The organism is Telmatobacter sp. DSM 110680 (assembly GCF_039994875.1).
Lineage (GTDB): Bacteria > Acidobacteriota > Terriglobia > Terriglobales > Acidobacteriaceae > Telmatobacter.
In genome coordinates, this window is the sequence record NZ_CP121196.1 from 4,238,728 (window position 1) to 4,257,048 (window position 18,321).

General features: G+C 56.3%; 14 protein-coding genes. 11 read left to right on the top strand and 3 right to left on the bottom strand.

Annotated features, from left to right (window positions below; translation table 11 throughout):
- Position 1 precedes the first annotated feature (1 nt).
- Complete coding sequence (locus P8935_RS17525) at positions 2-151, bottom strand: hypothetical protein (RefSeq protein ID WP_348261591.1); 150 nt, start codon at positions 149-151, stop codon at positions 2-4.
- Between the two features lie 559 nt (positions 152-710).
- On the opposite strand from P8935_RS17525, the gene P8935_RS17530 reads away from it, so the two are divergent.
- The 5 genes from P8935_RS17530 (at position 711) to P8935_RS17550 (ending at position 7,410) form a co-directional block, all read left to right on the top strand.
- Entirely contained in the window at positions 711-1,838 is a 1,128-nt protein-coding gene (locus tag P8935_RS17530; RefSeq protein ID WP_348261592.1) for an HlyD family efflux transporter periplasmic adaptor subunit, read from the top strand.
- The gene (locus P8935_RS17535; protein ID WP_348261593.1) at positions 1,835-3,082 is read left to right on the top strand and encodes an HlyD family efflux transporter periplasmic adaptor subunit; all 1,248 of its coding nucleotides are present in this window, start codon (positions 1,835-1,837) and stop codon (positions 3,080-3,082) included. Before P8935_RS17530 ends, P8935_RS17535 begins: the two co-directional genes overlap by 4 nt.
- On the top strand, positions 3,079-4,389 hold the full coding sequence (locus P8935_RS17540) for an efflux RND transporter periplasmic adaptor subunit (protein WP_348261594.1): 1,311 nt from the start codon (positions 3,079-3,081) through the stop codon (positions 4,387-4,389). The genes P8935_RS17535 and P8935_RS17540 overlap by 4 nt, the downstream gene beginning before the upstream one ends.
- Positions 4,389-5,681: an ABC transporter permease gene (locus P8935_RS17545; RefSeq protein ID WP_348261595.1), complete on the top strand. Its 1,293-nt coding sequence runs from the start codon at positions 4,389-4,391 to the stop codon at positions 5,679-5,681. Before P8935_RS17540 ends, P8935_RS17545 begins: the two co-directional genes overlap by 1 nt.
- 79 nt (positions 5,682-5,760) lie before the next feature.
- Complete coding sequence (locus tag P8935_RS17550) at positions 5,761-7,410, top strand: TolC family protein (RefSeq protein ID WP_348261596.1); 1,650 nt, start codon at positions 5,761-5,763, stop codon at positions 7,408-7,410.
- A gap of 32 nt (positions 7,411-7,442) precedes the next feature.
- Here P8935_RS17550 and P8935_RS17555 read toward each other — a convergent pair whose 3' ends face one another.
- Entirely contained in the window at positions 7,443-9,899 is a 2,457-nt protein-coding gene (locus tag P8935_RS17555; RefSeq protein WP_348261597.1) for an ADOP family duplicated permease, read from the bottom strand.
- A gap of 131 nt (positions 9,900-10,030) precedes the next feature.
- On the opposite strand from P8935_RS17555, the gene P8935_RS17560 reads away from it, so the two are divergent.
- Entirely contained in the window at positions 10,031-10,438 is a 408-nt protein-coding gene (locus P8935_RS17560) for a MarR family transcriptional regulator (protein WP_348261598.1), read from the top strand.
- A 10-nt stretch (positions 10,439-10,448) separates the two neighbouring features.
- Here the strand turns inward: P8935_RS17560 and P8935_RS17565 are convergent, their stop codons facing one another.
- Positions 10,449-11,711: an amino acid deaminase gene (locus P8935_RS17565; protein ID WP_348261599.1), complete on the bottom strand. Its 1,263-nt coding sequence runs from the start codon at positions 11,709-11,711 to the stop codon at positions 10,449-10,451.
- A gap of 88 nt (positions 11,712-11,799) precedes the next feature.
- On the opposite strand from P8935_RS17565, the gene P8935_RS17570 reads away from it, so the two are divergent.
- From P8935_RS17570 to groL, 5 genes are all read left to right on the top strand, one after another.
- Positions 11,800-13,254 (top strand): D-aminoacylase, encoded by a 1,455-nt coding sequence (locus P8935_RS17570; protein WP_348261600.1) that lies wholly within the window; start codon positions 11,800-11,802, stop codon positions 13,252-13,254.
- A 34-nt stretch (positions 13,255-13,288) separates the two neighbouring features.
- A complete protein-coding gene (locus P8935_RS17575; RefSeq protein WP_348261601.1) occupies positions 13,289-14,638 on the top strand; it encodes a gluconate:H+ symporter in 1,350 nt (449 codons plus the stop codon).
- 211 nt (positions 14,639-14,849) lie between these two features.
- Positions 14,850-15,773 (top strand): glycosyltransferase, encoded by a 924-nt coding sequence (locus tag P8935_RS17580; RefSeq protein ID WP_348261602.1) that lies wholly within the window; start codon positions 14,850-14,852, stop codon positions 15,771-15,773.
- A gap of 325 nt (positions 15,774-16,098) precedes the next feature.
- Entirely contained in the window at positions 16,099-16,410 is a 312-nt protein-coding gene (locus tag P8935_RS17585) for a co-chaperone GroES (RefSeq protein WP_348261603.1), read from the top strand.
- 141 nt (positions 16,411-16,551) lie between these two features.
- Positions 16,552-18,222, top strand: coding sequence for a chaperonin GroEL (groL, locus tag P8935_RS17590; protein ID WP_348261604.1), 1,671 nt, complete (start codon positions 16,552-16,554; stop codon positions 18,220-18,222).
- The last annotated feature ends 99 nt before the right edge of the window (positions 18,223-18,321 follow it).

Below are 18,321 nucleotides of genomic sequence, written 5' to 3' on the forward strand. Positions count from 1 at the left end.
ATTACATCTTTGCGAGACTGAACAGCTCAGGGTTCTCCTTGATCGGCGAAGTGTGCTGCCTCGTCCACACAAATTCGTAGTCGAGCGACGAGCTTGTGAGCTTAATCGTCGAATCTACGAGAAAAGGTGTGTACTGCACTTGCCACTTCATTCGGGGGAGACTTGTCGAATTTCTGTCGCTAAAAACGAGGTTGATTACCCAAAAAATGCAGGAGCGGTTGTTTGCCGCGTTGTGTGAACTGGACCCCCGGGGGATTGAGAGCATCCAGTGAAAAGTTGTTTCAAATTAACATGGAATCGTTTCCCCTTTCAACAAGTTTTAAAAGAATGTGTGGCAGGGGATGGTTGAGCCGACCCTTTTCCGGCTCTTTCCGTGGCCCATTCGATCTCAGAAAAACCGGTTTACCTGCTTGGTTTTACCTCGAAAGTGACGTGAGACAACAATTGAGAGCTCTTCAAGGCCCAAGCTGCACTGACGCTCGCTCCAAAGCTCTGCGCAGACTCGTAAAGAACCTGCAACCTAAATGGAGCGGAATTGTGTTGTCGCCCGTCTATTAAAACAAGCTGTTTCGTTTCAACACGCTCAATGATGTGCTTTAGCCTTGCTGATTCTAGCGAGGGTATGCCCCTTGGGGTATAGTTGGGGCAACTCTTGAAGAGCGGAAGCAAGCTGGTTCGCCATTATTCACCTTCTCTTGAAGTGGGCTCGAGTGAATAGCGGGATTGCGGTACCTGAAAAAACCGAAGGAGCTCGCCCGAACAACGAGCCTCCGTCTCGCCCGCGCATGAAGCGATGGGCGCTCATTGCCGTCACCTTCCTCGCAGTCTTCATTGCTCTCCTGGTCGCCGTCACGCGGCTTCGTACGCATACCGCAAACACAAACCCGCACGACTCTGCTGCCGCGCAGACCTCAGTCCGGCTCACGGGCAAGACTCAGGCGGTGCGCTCGCGGGCCATTCTAGCGCCGTTATTGGCAGGACAGCAGGTAGGGACGCTGACCATTGTCAAGCTGGCGTCGAGTGGCATTCACGTGAAACAGGGCGACCTTTTAGTCGAGTTCGATCGCCAGGCGCAGCTAAAGGATTTTGTCGACAAGAAGGCGCAAAGCGACGATCAAAACGGCAAGGTCATGGAAGCGCAGGCCGCCGAAATTGCCGCCAAGTCTAAAGATGAGACCGACCTTGAGCAGGCGGAGACTGCACTCAGCAAAGCTGAACTGGAGATGCAGAAGGTCGAATTGATGTCCCGGATCGATGCGGAAAAAGCCCGTCAAAATCTCGATGAAGCCAAAGCCACCCTCGCTCAGCTGAAGGAGACTTTTGACCTGAAGCGTAAGGCCGCTCAGGCGGCGATACGCGTGCTCGAGATCCAGCGGGATCGCACTCTCGAAGTTATGGTGCATGCGCAGACCAACGCTTCACAGATGCAGATTCGCTCGCCGATCGACGGCATCGTCGTGTTGAACACGATTTGGAAAGAGGGCACTATGGGCGAGGTGAAAGAGGGTGATCAGGTACGGCCGGGCGTTCCCTTCATGCAGGTTGTTGACCCGTCCATGATGGAAGTCCACGTGATGGTCAACCAGGAAGACCTCGCCAAGCTCACCCTGGGACAATCGGCACAAGTGCATCTGGATGCTTATCCAGATATCACTTTGCAAGGCCAGCTTGAATCTATCGATCCGATGGGAAAACCCGGCGACTTTTCCGCCCGGATGCGCAATTTCTCTGCGACATTCTCCGTTAAGGGATCGGATCCGAGACTGATGCCAGACCTCTCTGCAGCTGTCGATGTGCAGGCAGCGCAGCAGCCCAGCAATTTGAGTGCTTCGCGATGAAGTGGAATGTGCGCAGTCTCATCAAGGAGCGCAGAGCTATCGGCGTTGGGGCATTGCTTCTCGCGGCTAGTCTCGGACTGTTTGCATATGTTCGATCCACGCGCCGGGAGCCCAATCTGCCTGCCTATCAAGTGCAGCGCTCGGAGTTTTTAGATGTGCTGCAATTCCGCGGCGACGTCAAAGCGCTGAAATCCGTCACCATTTCTGCGCCTCCGGATGTCGGCATGTTGCAGATCCTCAAGATTTCGCCGGATGGTTCCCAGGTGAAGAAGGGCGACGTCGTGGCGGAGTTCGACCCTTCGAAAACCAAGCAGGAACTCGATCAGGACAAGTCGGTTTTGAAATCCGCGGATGCTCAGATTGAACAAGCGCGTGCGCAGGGAAAACTTACTGACGAAGAAGACACCACAGCAGTGATGAAGGCCCGATTCGACGTTGAATCGACCAAGCTGGACGCAAGCAAAAGCGAAATCCTCTCGAAAATCGACGGCGCAGAATCGCAACTCAAGGTTACTGACGCGGAGCAGTCACTGCGTCAGGCAGAGGAGAAGCTGAAGGCTGACCGGGCAAAAACGACGGCCACAGTCGATGCATACCGCCATGCCAGCGGCAAGGCGAAATTCGACGAAGAGCGCGCAGGCCATGGGCTGGATTCCATGGTCTTGAAAGCGCCCAATGACGGGACCATTTCTCTGATTCCCGTGTGGCACAGCGGCTCTGAAAGCCCATTCAAGGCTGGAGACCAGGTGTGGTCGGGCGCGCCGATCGCGGAACTTCCTGATGCCTCGTCGCTGCGCATCGTTGCGCACGTTGACGAGGTGGAACGGGGCCGACTTCATCTTTCGCAGCCTGCGACGCTGCAACTCGACGCCATTGCCGACCGGCAATTCACGGGAAAAATCGTGAGCATTGGAACAATCGCCTCTATGGATTTTTCAGCAGGATGGCCGTTTCCCCGCAATTTTACTCTCGATCTGGCTATCGATCAGAACGATCCACGCTTGCGGCCCGGAATGACAGTTCAGATCACGGTAATCATCGACCGCATTCCTAACTCGATTTCAATTCCCACGCAAGCTTCTTTCGTGAAGTCTGGCCGTACGGTCGCTTATGTATGGAACGGCTCGAAGTTTGCAGAACGCACGATCCAGATCGAACGTCGGAGCCGTGACCGCGCTCTGATTTCTTCCGGGCTCGCTCCGGGCGATCGCGTGGCACTAAAAGACCCGACGGTGGCCCCATGAAGAAGTCGCGCACTGGCATATGGGTCATTCTCGGCATCGTTGTTGTGTGCGGCGTGGGCGCCGTGATCGCCATGAATCGCAAAAGTAGTTCGCTGACTGGCGCCGATGAGATTCCGTTAGCCCTGGTGAAGCGGGGCGACGTCGAAATCGAAGTGCACGCGCGCGGCGAGGTCAGCGCTGCCCATTCCAGCATGCTGGCAGCACCCGCCATCGGCGGAGACGCACTTCAGATCACGCGACTCCCGCAAACCGGTGATCGGATCAAGAAAGGCGACGTTGTCATTGAGTTTGATCCCAGTGAACAGCACTACAAGCTCGATCAGAACCGCTCAGAACTGCAGCAGGCCGAGCAGGAGATTACCAAAGCTAAAGACGATGCACTGGTGCTGGCAGCGGAAGATAAAGTCGCATTGCTCAAGGCTCGTTACGATGTCCGTCGCGCTGAACTGGATGTCGAGAAGAAGGAATTGGATAGCAAGATCGATGCTCAAAAGCACGAATTGACTTTGCAGCAGAACAGACGCGTTCTAGAGCAACTCGAAAAGGATGTGGAATCTCACAAGGCTACCGGTCAGGCTTCCATTTTTCTCGCCCAGGAAAAATACAACAAGGCAAAGCTCGCGATGGATCAGGCGCAGCAAAACCTCGATCACATGCACGTCACGGCTCCGATGGATGGCCTGGTCTCGATCCAGAAGAACATGGACGCTACCGGAGGAATGTTCTTTGGCGGCATGTCGCTGCCAGACTTTCGGCCAGGGGACCAGGTTCGGCCAGGCAGCGCGATTGTGCAGGTACTCGACCTTAGCGGAATGAATCTGACGGCACATGTTCAGGAAGATCAGCATGACAACGTGAAGGCTGGAGAACCAGTCGAGGTGGCATTTGATGCAATACCTTCAAAGAAGTTTCGCGGCACCGTCAAAACGGTCGCGGGAATGGCAATGCAGTCGTTCTTCAGTAGTGAATCCGCACATAATTTCGACGTAACCATTCAGCTTGTCGACGCCGATCCCGGGCTGCGTCCTGGTTTGACCGCAGAGATTGTTTTCAAAGGGACCCGTCAAACGGGGGTAAATTCCATTCCACGCCAGGCTCTGTTTATGAAGGACGGCAAGCGGGTTGTGTTTGTCAGAGCGGGCAGCAGCTATCAGCAGCGCGAAGTTCAGATCAAGGGTGAGAGCGAGACTCGGGCCGTCATTGAGGGTCTCGCCGAAGGAACACAAGTGGCTCTCCTCGACCCAACGGTGCCACGTAAAACTGGCCCAGCCGGTAGCGGATCGTCCAGCACGATGGGAGCTCCCTGATGCCGATTCTCGATTCAAAAAAGCAGGCGCTCGTCGTCTCTGTGGCTCAGCAATGGACGCGGGACGCGGAATTGGGCTGGAAGAATCTGCTGCTGCACGGCACGCGGTCGGCCCTCACGATGCTGGGCATGATCTTCGGCGTCGCCGCCGTTGTTGCCATGCTTTCGATCGGCGCGGGGGCCCGCCAGCGTGTGATGGCGATGATTGAGCAGATGGGGGTGCACAATCTCATCGTCGAAGCTAAGGAGACGGTCGAATGGCAGGCGCATTCAAAATTGCGCAAAATCTCGCCTGGCCTCACCTTACAGGACTACCGCGTGATTCTGGATGATGTCAGCGGAGTGACTGCATCTACTCCGCGCAAACGCCTCACTCCTTCAAAGATCATTCCAAAGGCCCGGCAGGATATGCCGGTTGTTTACGGCGTGAACCCGGCATACCAGAAAATCGCCGGTCTTCAATTATCGGGCGGAAGATTTTTTGATCAGCAGGATGAAGACTCGGGCGCGCCGGTTTGCGTACTTGGCGCCGCGGCCGGTTGGAGCCTGTTTGGCTCAGCGAACGCACTCGGAGAATACGTCAAAGTCAACGAGCAGTGGTTCAGGGTTATCGGCATTGTGAACCCGCAATTGAGCTCTGAAACCTCAGTTGCAGGCACTCCGGCCGTCGACACCAACAACATTATTTACGTACCGCTGAAATCGGCATTCCAGCGTCTCGAAGACAGCTACAGCGATATGCGCGACGAAATTGACGGCCTCTATCTGCAGATCGGAGACAACGCCAGCGTTTCAGAATCGGCACAAGTTACGCATGCAATTCTCGACTCCTCGCATCACGGCGCCGACGACTTCAGCATCGTGGTTCCCGCCGAACTGCTGGCGGAACAAAAACGGACAGAGCATCTTTTCAGCATCGTCATGGTGGCGATCGCCTCCATTTCGCTGCTTGTCGGCGGAATTGGAATCATGAATATCATGCTGGCCAGCATTCTTGAACGGACGCGTGAAATTGGCTTGCGGCGAGCGGTCGGCGCGCGCCAATCGGACATTGTGCGTCAGTTTGTCGTCGAGGCCACGATGATCTCTTTTGCCGGTGGGAGCATCGGAGTAGTCCTCGGGTTTGTGATCTCCCGCGCGATCGCGTGGCTCGCTGGATGGTCAACAATCGTCACCTTTGGTTCCATCGCGCTCGCCTTCCTTGTCTCTATTTCGGTTGGCCTGGTCTTTGGAATTTATCCGGCCACAAAAGCAGCCCGGCTCGACCCGGTTGAAGCAATTCGTTACGAGTGATGTGGAAACACGAACGCCGGAAATGAGCAGATGGGGCAGCGGTATGGCCTTAATTGACCGGCGCTACTGCGGAGAACGAATGAAATTGATGCGCTTTGGTTTTCTATTGCTGTTCGCAATTGCTTCCTCCGCCACATTGCTGGCGCAGGCACAACCCGGGGAGAGTTACAAAGGATTGCTTACCGCGCGCGTGCGCTCCCAGACGTTGCCTCCGTCCAGCCACATGAAGGCTTACATACAGGATGGGAAACTTCGTCTCGGTCTTCGTGATGCGATTCTTCTCGCACTCGAAAACAACAGCCAGATTCAGATTGAAGAAACACAGATAGAAACGAACAAATTCTCACTGCTGGCAGCATTCCAGCCCTTCGATCCGTTGCTCCAGAGCAGTCTCAACATTAGCCGGTCTTCTAATCCTGCCTATTATCAGTTGCAAGGCGTCGGGCAAACTGGCGCGGGAGTTCTGAATAATCTAAACCAAATCGGTCAAGTGTCGTACACGCAGATGCTCACCACTGGAACCAATCTGCAGGCTACGATCTATAGTGCGCGCAACTCCACAAACAGTTCGTTTTACTTTTTCAATCCTAATTACAGTTCCTACCTCGACCTGAATTTCACGCAGCCACTTCTTCGCAATCGCGGACGCTTTGCCAACACGGCGCTGATCAAGATTGCACGCAAAGCTTTATCCCAGTCGCGCTGGAGCTTTGAAGCCGACGTCAACGATCTTATTCAACAGGTTGTGATTCAGTATTGGGCTGCGGTGCAGGCTCGCGGTGCTCTCGAGGTTCAGAATCGTTCGGTTGACCTTGCCGAAGTCAGCTTCAAACGGGACAAGCGCGCACTCGAGCTTGGCGCATTACCTCCGCTCGATATCAGCCGTTCGGAATCAGAAGTGGCTGCGCGGCGGGTGGGACAGGTTCAGGCGGCTTACGCGCTGCAACAGGCCGAGGAGGCATTGCGTCTGACTATCGGAGCTGATCAGGATGCGCAGGTTCGCGCACTTCCTCTGGAATTAAGCGAAAACCCTGAGCCGACCGGAGAATTGCAAACAACGCAACTCGATGCGGCATTGACGCAGGCACTGAGTCAACGGCCTGAGGTGGCTGCCGCCGGCGATGCGCTCGCTGGGGACGAACTTTCCATTCGGCTCGCGCATAATCAGCTCAAGCCTGATTTGACGGTCAACGGTTTCTATCAAAGCAATGGGCTAGGCGGAAACCAATACGATCTGACTACCGGCCAGCTCACGTCCCCCGGCGGCTTTGGATCGTCCTTTGGACAGCTCTTTGGCTTCGGCTTCCCCGGATACGGCGGCACGCTAACTCTGAATCTGCCGGTGCGCAACCGCGCTGGTCAGGCCCGCCTTGGCAACGCACTTGTGTCGAAGACGCGCGACCTGTACAGCCGGCAGCAGGTTCAGGAGTTCATCACAAGGCAGGTTCGCGACGCCATCAATCAACTCGACGCGGCCCGGCTGTCGCTCTCAGCCGCGAATACGTCATTTGATCTTACGAAGAAGTTACTTGCTGCGGATCAACGCAAATTTGAACTTGGCTCGGAAGACAATTTCTTTGTGCTTGACTCGCAGCAAAAGCTCGCCCAGGCGGAACTTGCCTTGCTGCAGGCGCGAGTCAACTATCAGGTGGCCCTCACAGCTGTTGGCCACGCGACCGGCGACCTCATCGGCCCTTATCGTTTGCAGATCGAAGCCGCCACGAAGTGATCCATCCTACTCCACATCAAGGCGGCGATTAATCATTCTGCTCGCAGTTCCTCCACAGCATTTACATTTGCTGCGCGAGCTGCCGGCACCGCTGAGGCGACGACGGCCGCGGCCAGTATCGTAAAGGCCGATGCAACGAATGCCAGAGCGCCGGGCTGGTGAATTTCGGTGATGTACTTCCCTACTGCTACGGCGAGACCAAAACCCAGTACGACGCCGGCAGTCACTCCGATCGTGGCCATCACCAGACCCTCCACAAGAACGTTGGCAAGAATGTTGCGCCGTTGCGCCCCCAGCGCCATGCGAATACCGAATTCGCGTGTCCGGCTACTTACAGAGAACGCCAGTACGCCGGCGACACCTACCACCGAAATCAGCAATGCGACAGCGGCGAATCCGCCGAAGACGATTGCATTCAGCTTGTCTGGAGTGAGCACCTCAGCGCGAATGTCGCCGAGTGTGCTGGCTTTCTCAACGGGCTGGTCTGAAGACATCTCATGAATCACGCGGCTGATCGCGGGTAGGAGCGCGTACGCGTCTGAGTGTGCTCGCACAAAGAGCCGGCCATTCCAGCCTTCCTGCAGCACTGGCTGATATATGGTCATGGCCGGCGAGGGGATGATGTTCTCATCATCGAAGTCCGGGACAACGGCAATGATGCGACGCGGCTCAGTGCTGATGCCGATGAACTTCATCACACCGTCTGTCCACTGTAGCTTGCGGTTAAGTGGGTTCTGCCCGGGGTAGAGCAGGTTCGCGAGACTCTGGCTGATGATCACTACGCGCTCTGAACCATCCTTGTCGCCGTCATTGAAATCACGTCCGGCAACCAGCGGCACGCCGAAGGTGGCAAAAAAACCTGGTGAAACCGAACGGAACTTTGCGCGGAAGTCCTGTCCGTCATTTCTTCGCGCGCCTTGCGCGGCAAACGTAAACGCGATGTTTAGGCCTTGTTCATCGCGCCAGGGAACGGAGAAACCAGACGACACATTTTCGATTCCCGGCAGTGCAGAAATGTGCTCCCGCACATCACGGTAGAACTCGCTTACCTGCTCTGGGGTCTTCCCGTACGACATTACGGGCAGATTGATCGCGAGCACATTGGCAGAATCGAATGGCGGGCGTGTCTGCTCGAGCATGAACAAGGTTTTCATTAGTACGCATGCACCCGCCAGCAGCAGGAACGATGCAGTGATTTGTGTAACGGCGAAGATGCGCAGCCGACGGCTGCTTCCGCCTGACGCACGCGCTCCGCGGGCAGAAAGTCCGCCTTGCGTCCCATTCGCTGAGGGCAACCGCGGAACATAGGCCAGAAATACCGCAGCAACAAGGGCGAGCCCGATCCCGAACCACACGAGACTGAAATCGAGTGTCAGGTCATTGGCTCGTACTGAGAACCGTAAAGCGTAACGGCCAAGAATGCTGACCATGGGGATTGCCAGCAGGATCGCTGCGATCGCGCCACTGCCGCACAGCACGAGTCCCTCAGCAAGAAGCGATCGACGGATCACGCGTGTGCTGGCTCCAAGGGCGAGGCGTACCGCCAATTCTGATTCACGCCGAACTGTGCGAGCCAGAACCAGGTTAGCCACATTCGAACTGGCAATTACGAACAGCAAGCCCGACGCTGCAAACAGCACCCACAAAATGGTATTCGCGCGTGCATTAATCTGGTCGTGCATGCGGGTTACGTCGATGCGGTAATGGTCGTCAGGTTTGTAGACCTCGGGATGCGCAGCCACCATGGCGGCATGCACAGTGCGAAGCTCGGCTCGGGCCTCGTCGACCGTGGCACCCGGGGCAAGTCGGGCGAAGACCTCAGTCATGCGATGCTCGCGTCCCGTGACCATGGTGGCGGAGAGATGGTGCGGACTGGTTACGATGTTGGCGATGATTTCAGTTGCCACGGGATACGGAACTGAAGGCTCGAGAACGCCGACAACTGTTGCAGACCGTGCTCCCAGTGCTCCTTCGAGCCTCACCTGTTTACCTAACACGCTGGGATCGGAGTGGAGTGAAGTCCGCCAGAAGTGATACGTCAGCACAATTGCGCCCGCGGCATTTTGTCCGTCGTCGTTGGGACCGAGCAGTCGCCCGAGTACCGGATGCAGACCCATCACTTCAAAGTAGTGCCCATCAACCACACCTGCCGGGATCTCACGTGGTGTACCTAAGCCGACTACCGTGAAATCGATGGTCGAGAAGGTTCCGAGTTCCTGGATCGTCTTCAGCTTGCTTCCTATGTCTTGAATCTCGGGGATTGAGAAGGTCGCATTTTCAACGCCTATGCCCGGGGCGCTCTGGCGGAGATACAGCAGGCGGCTCTCATCGCGATTTGCCAGTGGGCGCAGAAGCACCGCACGCACCACGCTGAAGATTGCGGCGTTGGCGCCAATTCCAAGGGCGAGGGTCAGAGCGACGGTGAACCACAGTGCGCGAACGCGAGCCAGAGAACGAACAGCAATCTTGAGATCGTGGAGAAAGGACATCGGATGACCTCTGAGGCGAATCGGTGGAGTTGGGGAGGCCCGTCTTTCGGACCAAGCTTGACGATTATGTTGATATCAACTATTCTTGCCTTGTGTCAAGCACAAAAACGCTGCCTTTCGAGACAACTCTCATGGTCAAGGACCGGTGTCTCTGTCTCCATGTGCAGCGCGCAGCACGTGCCCTGGCCCGACGCTTCGATGAGGAGCTTCGCCCGTTTGAACTTACCAATGGGCAGTTCTCACTGTTGATGTCGCTGAACAGGCCGGAGCCTCCACCGATGGGTCCTGTCGCTTCCCTGCTGGCAATGGATCGGACTACCTTGACTGCTGCCCTTAAGCCGCTGGAACGTCGCGGCCTGGTGCGAATTGCGGCTGACTCAGCCGATCGTCGCAGTCGTGTCCTGATTCTCACCGATAAAGGTCGAGTCTTGCTGGCACGTGCACTTCCGGTATGGAAGCGCACTCATGAAGAGATTGAAAATGCTGTTCCGTGGGTCGATTGGGATTCCCTGCGCAAAAACCTGACCGCGATTTCCTGAAAAGCTCGGGTTAGAAGTAAGTCCGCACTACATCGACGACGTTATAGTGCTCGTCCAGAATTGGCAGAGTCCGCCACTTGTCGAAGGTCAGGCAGGGGTGCGAAATATTGAATCCCACCATATCGCCTACGCGCAGATCGTCGCCTTCAGCGATCTTTAGATATGCATGCTGATCCATCATCTTGGTGGTTTCCCAATGCGCCGGTGTGGGCTTCGGAGCTTCGCCTCCTGGCCTGAAGTACAACGCAGGCGTTGGCAATCCTGAATCGAATGCCGCGTCCCGACGTCCCATCTGGATGATCGCCAGTTCACGCTCACGGATGGATTGGACGTAGGTCCAAACATGCAAGGCGGGGAGCAGTCCGGAGTGCATCTCCCGCGCAATCGGATTCGACTCGAGGATCCGCTTCTGCTGCATTTCATAGTTGCCGACGTCATGCGTCAGATAGCAACCGGGTCGCAAAACAATTTCTACGCCACTTCCCAAGTTCGCCGCAGAGAACTCCTCCGCCACTACGTCGTACCAGGCTGAGCCTGCACCTGAAAGGATTGCGGGGCGACTTGCGAATTGGTCCAGCTCAAGCAGCTGCCTTGTGACTTGGCAAGCCCGCCGCATGAAATTGCGAATGCTCTCCTCATCCTTCAGCACGCCTTCGTAAAGTTCAACGCCGCAAAGCTGTACTGTGTCACTCCATCGAGCCAGAGCATGCAACACAGGCTGCAACTGCTGATCATCGCGAACGCCGCATCGACCGCCCATTACCCCGAGTTCCAACAGCACATTCAATTGCTGTCCGCGCGCTGAAAAGAATTCGCCCAGCAGATTCACACCATCGGCTGAATCCACCAGGCAATAGAATTCAAAGTTGACATCGTCCAACAGGTCCGCAATGATTTGCATGTTCTGCTTGCCGACTAGCTGATTGGCCATCAGCACCCGATGAATCCCATGGGCATGAGCAACCATGACCTGATGCGCACTGGCCAGCGTGATGCCCCATGCACCGCCGTCGATCTGCATCTGGAAGAGCCGCGGGGCCATGGTGGTCTTTCCATGCGGGGCCAGCTTGATCTTGTAGCTATCCATGAATCGCTGCATCCATGCGAGATTGTGCTCGATGCGATCGCGATAAAGGACTGCTGAAGGCAGGCTCAAGTCCTCGCGAAGAAGATTCCAACCAAGATGCGCGATGTGTTCGCCAGACATCGGCTCGGTGAATTTACCGAGTCCCTTGTTCAGCAATCCAATCTGCCTCTCTGCCTGCGTCTGCATAGTGTGTCCCCGAATAATCCCCACCTCATCAAGCGAGCGACGTCGTACCTGTACCCGCGAACATAGTCTATATTCTGAATCAGCCTAAATGTTGAAGTGCGACACACTCATACGCAATGCAAACGTCCTCGATGGTAGCGGCAATGATGCACGACATTGCGACGTCGCGCTCCGGGACGGACGCGTCGTTGATATCGCGGAATCCATCCATTGCACATCCGACCAGATCGTCGAAGGTGAGGGACTCAGCCTTGCGCCGGGCTTTATCGACGTGCACACCCACGACGACACCAGCGTGATTGAAACACCGGATATGCTGCCTAAGATTTCGCAGGGAGTGACAACTGTGATCGTGGGCAACTGTGGCATCAGCGCTTCGCCGGCGCGATTGAAAGGCGATCCGCCTGATCCGATGAACCTACTCGGGAGGCGCGACTTCTTCCGCTACCCGGCATTCTCTGACTACATTGCCGCGCTTCAACGGGCACGTCCGGCGGTCAATGTCGCCTCGCTGGTCGGTCATACTTCGCTGCGCAATAACCACCTGGATCGGCTCGACCGGAGCGCCACTGCTGAAGAAGTTGAGGAGATGCGCGCCGAACTGGTTGCCGCACTCGATGCCGGTGCTCTGGGCCTGAGTTCGGGGCTGGCATACTCCTCCGCAAACTCTGCGAGCACTGATGAAGTGATCGCGCTCGCCGAAGCGCTTCGGGGTGCGAAGGCTGTCTACGCTACCCACATGCGGACAGAGACCGACGGCATTCTCGATGCGATGAAAGAAGCATGCACCATAGGCCGTTCCTGCGATTCGGCAGTCGTCATCTCCCATCTCAAATGCGCGGGAATCGCCAACTGGGGTCGCAGCGGCGAAGTTTTACACTCGCTTGAAGGGGCGCGCGCAACTCAGCAGATTGGCTGCGATTGCTACCCATACGCCGCCGGTTCAAGCACACTTGATCTGAAACAAGTCGACCCGCGCGTCAGGATTGAAATTACATGGAGCGCTCCGCATCCCGATGCTGCCGGCAAGAATCTTTTTGACATTGCCGTGGGGTGGAACCTCACCCAACTCGAAGCGGCAAAACGACTGCAGCCCGCCGGGGCAATCTATCACAGCATCGACGAGCAGGATATGCGCCGCATCCTTGCGCATCCCGCCACCATGATTGGCTCGGATGGCCTGCCATGGGACAAGCATCCTCATCCGCGCCTTTGGGGAGCCTTTCCTCGCGTTCTCGGCCGCTATTGTCGTGGCGAAAAGCTGTTCTCACTTCCGCAGGCGATTCACAAAATGACCACGATGCCGGCGCGACGCTTCGGCCTGGCGCAGCGCGGCGCCATCGCAGAGAACTACTGGGCCGATCTTGTCCTCTTTGACGCCGACACAATTGACGACACCGCTACGTTTGCTGATCCTCTTCGGCCGGCGAAAGGGATTATGGGCGTCTGGGTCAATGGCACGCTGTCGTACACTGCTCAGGGACTGACGGGAAGCCGCGCAGGCCGCTATCTTCCCCGCGCCGCTACGGAGTGGCTCCAATGATGCAGGTGAATTCTTCGACAGCGATGGGCTCCCGATGATCGATCCGCACAGTATCTTTCTCTTGCTCAGTGCGCTTGGTGCCGTTATTGGAATCATTCTTCTCGTCACAGTTCTCAAGCTGAATCCATTTCTCAGCCTTCTTCTTGCATCGCTCGCCCTTGCCATCTGTGCGGGAATGCCGATGGCCGATGTAATTCACTCCTTTGAAACCGGCGTTGGCAATACACTGGGCCATATCGCAATCGTCGTTGCTCTTGGAACGATGCTGGGCAAGATGATGGCCGAGTCAGGTGGCGCCGACACCATCGCCCTGACATTGATCCGTGTCTTCGGCGAAAAACGAATTCCATGGGCGATGATGTGCATCGGGCTCATTGTGGGCCTGCCTGCATTCTTCGAAGTGGGATTCGTACTGCTCATTCCAATCGCCTTCACCATCTCGCGCCGGACAGGCACCCCGCTTATCAAGGTTGCATTGCCACTGATCGCTGCTCTCTCTGTCGACCATGGACTCGTGCCGCCGCATCCCGCTGCTCTGCTGGCGGTGAACACTTATCACGCAGATGTAGGCCGCACCATTCTCTACGCTTTGGTTATCGCCATCCCTACGGCGGCGCTCGCGGGTCCTCTTTTTGCGAAACTCATCACGCCGTGGATTAAGGTGCCGGTCGAAAACCCCATGGCGGACGATTTTGCCGATCACAATCCCGACCGAAAGCTTCCTGGATTCTGGCTCACCATAGGCAGCATACTGCTTCCCGTCGCATTGATGCTGATCGGCAGTTGGGCTGACACGTTTGCGGCAAAGGGCACCCTTGCCAACCAGGCACTGCACCTCGCCGGCAATGACGACATGGCACTCCTTATTGGAGTGCTGATCAGCTTCATCACGCTTGGAATCATGCGTGGCGTCAGCAAAGAGACAATCCTGCGCTTCAGCAATGAGTGCCTTGCTCCAACTGCAACGATCACCTTACTAGTCGGCGCCGGCGGAGGATTCGGGCGCGTTCTGCAAGACAGCGGCGTGTCTCATGCCATGATTCAGATCGCCATGCAGCGACATCTGCCGTTGCTGTTTTTGGCGTGGACGCTCGCGGCTCTCATGCGCCTGGCCACGGGTTCCGCTACTGTTGCCATGACCACTGCGGCTGGAATCGTCGCTCCAATCGCGTTGCAAACGCCCGGAGTTTCACCCGAACTGCTGGCGATCGCGACCGGAGCGGGCTCTCTGATCTTCTCCCACGTCAACGATGGGGGGTTCTGGCTGGTGAAGGAGTATCTGAACCTGAGCGTCACCGAGACTATGAAGTCATGGTCGATCTGCGAGACGATTATCTCCTTGGCCGGGCTTGGTTTCGCCCTTCTGGCATCCTTCGCAATCTGATTCAAGTTTCTAGGATGCGGCGATTCAGAGTCCTGAAATCAGACGCTCATTCGGGATATCGTTCAGCGAAACCTGGTTCGATCTGAATACGACGTATTGTTTGAGATAATAAGAAGGATTAAGGATTTCTTCGATTCCGCATGCTGATTGTGATTACCGCCGCATCGAACAAGCCGATGACCGTTACTTGTGCCAAATTGAGGTCTGAGGATTGAAGGCTACCTTGAGCGGCCCGGCTCGCGCATCGGTCTCCCACGATAACGAAGCAGTTCTGACTGTAACTATCGTTATTTGTTCGCGGAACCGGCCGGAGCTGCTGCGGGAGTGCCTTCAGGCGGTGTCCAATCTCGATCCGAAGCCGGATGAAGTGCTGGTGGTCGATAACACCCAGGGCGACATGGACACTGAAAATGCTGCCGCGGCGTTTGGTGCGCGCTACACCATCGAGCCCGTGGTCGGTTTGAGCCGGGCCCGCAATCGCGGACTAGTCGAGAGCAGCACAAATATCGTGGCTTATCTCGACGACGATGCGATACCTGAGCACAACTGGCTTGGCGTTCTGATGGCTCCGTTTGAAGATGACAACCTAGCCGCTTCAACTGGAAGGGTTGTGACTCCGGATTCCGATCATCAGCTGCGGATTCCACGCACCCTCAGCAACTGCGATCCTGACTGGTTTGAAATCTCGACTTTTGGTGGCATGGGACTTGGCAGCAACATGGCATTCCGCAAGAGTGCGTGCCCTCAGCCGATGTTCGATGTGCGCCTAGGTCGCGGCGCGCCGTTCAAGATAGGCGAAGAGTCCTATGCGCTGGCACGCCTCCTATCAAACAATTACAAGGCCGTATATCAGCCAACGGCTATCGTTTTTCATCCTCCTCTGAGTCGCGACACGATCGAGCACGAGGCACGCAATGCCATCGCTTACTGGCTGTTGTTGTTCAAGGAATTTCCCGAACAGCGTATGAACCTGCTCAGGTTCCTGTTCCGTCGGCTTCGCCACAAACCGCTGAACTGGGTTCGTGATCCGCAGGAGCCAGGGGAGATCGTAACCAGCCGTTGGCGGGTGCTTCTGAAAGCTGGAATTCAGGCGCTGTGGCTTTTCTTGAGCACTCCGAAGCAAAAAACACCCTGAGAGCTAACGAGGCTAGAAGATTTCGCCAAGTCTGTCGCGCCACGGAAGTTATTGAAAAATCACGAGAAGATAGATGGTCAAGCTGTCGTTTTGCCGAGGATTGAGTGTAATTCACTCACATTTCACTTAAACCCTCTTGACAGCAACCGCTGGTGTGCCTATCTTTAGCAATTGGAAGCACAGAGTGCTAGCACAAGCTTAAGTTAAGTGCTTAGCGTGCAATTCGGCCTCGCTTTGAGGCTCGATTTCCAGAAGCTTTTTATCCAAACCAACCAAGTGCGCGGCCGGCATTGAGCCAGTTCGCGTGTGAAGGAGAAGAGAAGCAATGGCAGCAACATCAGTTACTACGACCTTCACGCCGCTCCACGATCGTATCCTCGTCCGTCGTTTGGAAGAGGGCGAAACGGTTCGCGGCGGCATCATCATCCCCGACAGCGCAAAAGAGAAGCCCCAGGAGGGTGAGGTTGTCTCCGTGGGCAAGGGCAAGTCGAACGACGAGGGCAAGGTGTTCCCTCTCGACGTCAAGGCTGGCGACAAGATTCTCTTTGGCAAGTACTCCGGCACCGAGATCAAGATCGATGGTGAGGAGTTCCTCATTATGCGTGAGGAAGAAGTCCTAGGCATTATCAAGAAGTAGTTTTCATTGGTCAGTGAACAGTGGTCAGTGGTCAGAGACGGCCACTCCCGCGTGAGACCTGACCCGGAACACGAACAGGCTTAAAACTGAACCCTCATAACTGATCACTGTTCACTGAACACTGATCACTGGAGAAGACAAATGGCAAAGCAGATTTTGCACGGTGAAGATTCCCGTCAGGCGATCTTGCGGGGCGTGAATACGCTGGCAGACGCCGTGAAGGCGACGCTGGGCCCCAAGGGCCGTAACGTCGTAATTGAGAAGAAGTTCGGTTCGCCCACCATCACCAAGGACGGCGTAACCGTAGCCAAGGAAATCGATCTCAAGGATCCGCTTGAGAATGTCGGCGCACAACTCGTACGCGAAGTGGCCTCGAAGACCTCGGACGTCGCGGGCGATGGCACGACGACCGCGACCGTACTGGCCCAGTCCATCTTCCGCGAAGGCGTGAAGACGGTTGCTGCCGGCGCCAATCCCACTGCTCTGAAGCGCGGAATTGACAAGGCTGTTACCGCCATCATCGGCACTCGCGACAAGGACGGCAAGTGGACTGAGGGCGGCGCTCTTGGGAAGCTGTCGAAGCCTGTTGATGAGGGTTCTGTTGCCCAGGTAGGCGCAATCTCTGCCAATGGCGATCAGGAAATCGGCGACATCATTGCGCACGCAGTGAAGGTTGTCGGCAAGGACGGCGTCATCACCATCGAAGAGTCGAAGACCATGCACACGGGCCTCGAGACAGTCGACGGCATGCAATTTGACCGCGGCTATCTGAGCCCTTACTTCGTTACTGATGCGGAGCGTCTTGAAGTTGTTCTGGAAGATCCGTACATCCTGATCTACGAAAAGAAGATCAGCGCGATGAAGGATCTGCTTCCCTTGCTCGAGCAGGTTGCTCGTGGCGGCAAGCCGCTGTTGATCATCGCTGAGGATGTTGAGGGCGAAGCACTCGCCACTCTCGTGGTCAACAAGCTGCGTGGCACATTGAATGTCGCGGCCGTCAAGGCTCCCGGCTTCGGCGATCGCCGCAAAGCTATCCTTGGCGATATCGCGATTCTCACCGGCGGCAAGGCCATCACTGAGGATCTCGGCATCAAGCTCGAGAGCGTAAAGCTCGAAGACCTCGGTCGTGCGAAGCGCATCACCATCGATAAGGACAACACGACCATCGTTGACGGCTCCGGTAAAGCTTCGGACATCGAAGGCCGCGTGAAGGAGATCAGGTCTCAGATTGAGAAGACCACCTCCGACTACGACAAGGAGAAGTTGCAGGAGCGGTTGGCCAAGCTGGTTGGTGGCGTTGCCATCATCAAGGTTGGTGCAGCCACCGAGACCGAGCTGAAGGAAAAGAAGGCTCGCGTTGAGGACGCTCTGCACGCAACCCGTGCGGCAGTCGAGGAAGGCATCGTCCCGGGCGGCGGCGTAGCCCTAGTTCGTGCCATTCCCGCGGTTGACGAGCTGATCAAGACGCTGGAAGGCGATGAGAAGATCGGTGCGCAGATCGTGCGCCGCTCGCTCGAAGAGCCCCTCCGTCAGATCGTCGACAATGCCGGCGAAGAAGGTGCGGTGGTGGTTGCCAAGGTGCTTGAGTCCAAAGACCAGCATTTCGGCTACAACGCTGCCACTGGCAAGTACGAGGACTTGGTGAAGGCCGGCGTAATCGACCCGACCAAGGTCACTCGCACTGCCCTGCAGAACGCAGCCTCGATCGCTGGTCTGTTGCTCACCACCGAAGCACTGGTTGTCGAGATTCCGGAGCCTAAGTCTGCTCCGGCAGGCGGCGGTCACGGCGGCGGCATGGACGGCATGTACTAGAAGAGGGAGAGGGACCAGGGAGCAGAGCGTAAAAAGCTCGGTTCGGTCCTGTCTCAGGTGCAAATATCAAAGGCCTCCAGCTTCGGCTGGGGGCCTTTC

Coding starts and splice junctions, on each gene's coding strand:
- P8935_RS17560 (WP_348261598.1), top strand. CDS start 10,031: ATGGTCAAGGACCGGTGTCTCTGTCTCCATGTGCAGCGCGCAGCACGT.
- P8935_RS17570 (WP_348261600.1), top strand. CDS start 11,800: ATGTTGAAGTGCGACACACTCATACGCAATGCAAACGTCCTCGATGGT.
- P8935_RS17550 (WP_348261596.1), top strand. CDS start 5,761: ATGAAATTGATGCGCTTTGGTTTTCTATTGCTGTTCGCAATTGCTTCC.
- P8935_RS17565 (WP_348261599.1), bottom strand. CDS start 11,711: ATGCAGACGCAGGCAGAGAGGCAGATTGGATTGCTGAACAAGGGACTC.
- P8935_RS17525 (WP_348261591.1), bottom strand. CDS start 151: ATGAAGTGGCAAGTGCAGTACACACCTTTTCTCGTAGATTCGACGATT.
- P8935_RS17585 (WP_348261603.1), top strand. CDS start 16,099: ATGGCAGCAACATCAGTTACTACGACCTTCACGCCGCTCCACGATCGT.
- P8935_RS17575 (WP_348261601.1), top strand. CDS start 13,289: ATGATCGATCCGCACAGTATCTTTCTCTTGCTCAGTGCGCTTGGTGCC.
- P8935_RS17545 (WP_348261595.1), top strand. CDS start 4,389: ATGCCGATTCTCGATTCAAAAAAGCAGGCGCTCGTCGTCTCTGTGGCT.
- groL (WP_348261604.1), top strand. CDS start 16,552: ATGGCAAAGCAGATTTTGCACGGTGAAGATTCCCGTCAGGCGATCTTG.
- P8935_RS17535 (WP_348261593.1), top strand. CDS start 1,835: ATGAAGTGGAATGTGCGCAGTCTCATCAAGGAGCGCAGAGCTATCGGC.
- P8935_RS17540 (WP_348261594.1), top strand. CDS start 3,079: ATGAAGAAGTCGCGCACTGGCATATGGGTCATTCTCGGCATCGTTGTT.
- P8935_RS17555 (WP_348261597.1), bottom strand. CDS start 9,899: ATGTCCTTTCTCCACGATCTCAAGATTGCTGTTCGTTCTCTGGCTCGC.